General features: G+C 73.4%; 3 protein-coding genes and 1 pseudogene. 2 read left to right on the top strand and 2 right to left on the bottom strand.

Annotation, left to right across the window (positions count from 1 at the left end; translation table 11 throughout):
- Positions 1–408 (top strand): hypothetical protein (locus AC1MIR_RS11640; protein WP_480028319.1); only part of this gene is annotated, 408 nt, incomplete at its 5' end.
- Positions 409–458: 50 nt separating this feature from the next.
- On the opposite strand, the gene AC1MIR_RS11645 is transcribed toward AC1MIR_RS11640, so the two are convergent.
- Positions 459–1052: a c-type cytochrome gene (locus AC1MIR_RS11645; RefSeq protein WP_480028320.1), complete on the bottom strand. Its 594-nt coding sequence runs from the start codon at positions 1050–1052 to the stop codon at positions 459–461.
- Positions 1049–2266 (bottom strand): PQQ-dependent sugar dehydrogenase, encoded by a 1218-nt coding sequence (locus tag AC1MIR_RS11650; protein ID WP_480028321.1) that lies wholly within the window; start codon positions 2264–2266, stop codon positions 1049–1051. Before AC1MIR_RS11650 ends, AC1MIR_RS11645 begins: the two co-directional genes overlap by 4 nt.
- A gap of 136 nt (positions 2267–2402) precedes the next feature.
- Between AC1MIR_RS11650 and AC1MIR_RS11655 the strand changes: the two are divergent.
- Positions 2403–2680: pseudogene (locus AC1MIR_RS11655) on the top strand (bifunctional metallophosphatase/5'-nucleotidase); the annotation flags it as partial.

Consider the following 2680-nt stretch of genomic DNA (forward strand, 5'->3'; position numbering starts at 1 on the left):
GGGGGGGGCCCCCTGGGGCCCCCCCCCCGCCGGGCGCCGCCGCCGACCCCGGCGGCCCGGGCCTCCCGGCCGGCGGCGGCGGCGGCGGCCGCGCGCGCCGACGCGGCGCGGCGCCAGGCGGAGGCGGCGCGCGCGGTGACCGAGCGGGCGGAAGCGGAGGATGTGCTGCCGGAGGGCCACGGCCGCAGCGAGACCTTCGGCTACTGCACGGCCTGCCACAACACCGCGCTGATCCGGCGCAGCCACTTCACCCGCGCGCAGTGGGACGGGCTGATGGACTGGATGACGGAGCGCCACGGCATGAACAAGCTGGAAGGCGAGATGCGCGACACGATCGTGGACTACCTGACCACGCATTTCGGCCCGCGTGAGGCGCCGGCGCGCGGCCGCAATCCCTTCCTGAACTGAGGGGCGCGAAGGGGGAGCCGCGCCGCGGTTCCCCCAGTGCCGGCGGCGCCTCAGTCCCGGTGCGACAGGTAGTGCGCGAGCGCGGCGAGATCGGCGTCGGACAGGCCGAACACCGCGCTGTTCATCACCGTGTCGGCGCCGACGCGCTTGCCGTCGCGATACTCCTGCATGGCGTGCAGCAGGAACTCCTCGCGCTGGCCGGTGATTCGCGGGATCTGCTCGCGCCCGACGAGGCTGGGCAGGTGGCAGGAGGCGCAGTTGCGCGGCCCGATCAGCGCCGCGCCGGCATCGAAGAGCGCGGGATCGCGCGGGCGGCGGTCTTCCGGCGGGCCGGGCGGCAGGCTGGCGAACCAGGCGGCGAGATCCTCGATGTCCTTGTCGGGCATGTTCTGCGCGAAGGCCTGCATCGCCGGGACCTGGCGGATGCCCTCCCGGAACAGGATCATCTGGAGCGTGATGAAGCCCGGCTGCTGGCCGGCCAGCGAGGGGATTCCCTCCATCTGGCTGCGCCCGTCCGCGCCGTGGCAGTTGGTGCAATGCGCGGAGGCGGCGAGCTCCCGGCCGCGCGCCGCGTCCTGCGCGACGGCGAGGCCGGGAAGCGCGGCGGCCAGGACGGCCGCCGCGTACAGGGACCGCAGCCTCACTGGCGATAGGTGATGCGGTAGATCGCGCCCATCTGCTCGCCGGCGACGAGCAGCGAACCGTCGCGCATCACATGCACGTCCACCGGGCGGTCGAGGAAGCGCTGGTTGGCGTCGTCGCGCAGGCCGGTCATGAACTCCTGCACCCGCATCACGTTGCCCTGCGGGTCGAGATGCGCGACCACCACGTCGAAGCCGCTCAGCCGCTCCCGGTTCCAGGAGCCGCGGCGGGCGATGAAGATCTGGTTGCGGTACTGCTCGGGGAACATGGTGCCCGTGTAGAAGCGCATGCCGAGGGCGGCGACATGCGGGCCGAGGAGTGCGGCCGGCTGCACGAAGCCGCTGCAGGCGTGGCCCATGTTGTGCTGCGGATCGGCCGCGCCGCCCGAGCAGAAGGGGAAGCCATGGTCCTCGCCGCTCTGGCGGATGCGGTGCAGCGTGTCCTGCGGCCAGTCGTTGCCGGCCCAGTCGCGGCCGTTGTTGGTGGCGTAGAGCTCGCCCGTCACCGGATGATGCGCCATGCCGACGCTGTTGCGGATGCCGCGCGCCTCGATCCGCCGGTCGCTGCCATCTGGCTTGAAGGAGACCAGCAGGGCGAACTTGTCGCGGTCCGTCTGGCAGACGTTACAGTTGACGCCGACATTGGTGTAGATGCGCCCGTCCGGCCCGAGGATGGTGAACTTCCAGTGGTGGTTGCCGCCATGCTCCTGCTCGGTCGGCAGGCCGAAGGCGGCGGTCAGGTCCACCGGCTGCGGCACGTTGTCGAGGTTCGCCTCGATGTTGTCGTAGCGCAGCACGCGGTTGACCGCGATGACGTAGAGGCTCGTGCCCACCATCACCACGCCGTTCGGCTGGCTCAGGCCCTGGGCGATGATGCGGGTGCGGGTCGTGCCGTCCGGGTTGCGGCTGATCGCGTAGACGCGGCCGATGGCGCGCGTGCCGGCGAAGATCGTGCCGTTCGGGCCTTCGGTCATCATGCGCACGCCGGGCATGCCATGCGCGTAGACCTCGGCGTGGAAGCCGGGCGGCAGGCGCAGCGCGCCGACCGGCACCTGGTCGAGCGGCGTGACGGTCAGGCGCGGCGCGTGCGGGGCGAGGGTGGAGCCCTCGGGGCGGCCGACGGCCCAGCCGGGCACGGGTGCGGCCGGCGCCTGGGCGAAGGCGGGCAGCGCTGTGGCGGCGGCGATCAGGCCGGCCGCAAGGGTCTGGCGGATCATGGATGTTTCTCTCCCGGGTGCGCGGCCTTCTCCGGCGCGCACCCCGGCGAAGGATGTCCGAAGGCCGGGCGGTCCGCAACGGGGTGTCACGCGCCGGCGCATGACAAGGCGGGGTCGTTTCGGGCAGAAGGGCGACATGACCCTGCTTCGCCGCCGCCAGATCCTGGCCGCCCCCCTCGCCCTGCCCGCGCTGCGCCCGGCGGCCGCGCAGGGCGCCGCGCGCATCGCGCTGATCCATCTCAACGACTTCCACCGCCGGCATGAGGGCGCGCAGGCCAATGGCGCGGCCTGCCGGCCGCACGCGGACTGCCTGGGCGGCAGCGCGCGGCTGGTCGCGGCGGTGAAGGCGGCGCGCGCCGCCCCCCCCGCGGAAGGGCGCGCGAGCCAGGCGCTCGATGCCGGCGACCAGTTCAT

The organism is Falsiroseomonas sp. RANM36 (assembly GCF_056682175.1).

Excerpts from the sequence above, each read along its gene's own strand:
- AC1MIR_RS11650 (WP_480028321.1), bottom strand. The coding sequence starts at position 2,266 with ATGATCCGCCAGACCCTTGCGGCCGGCCTGATCGCCGCCGCCACAGCG.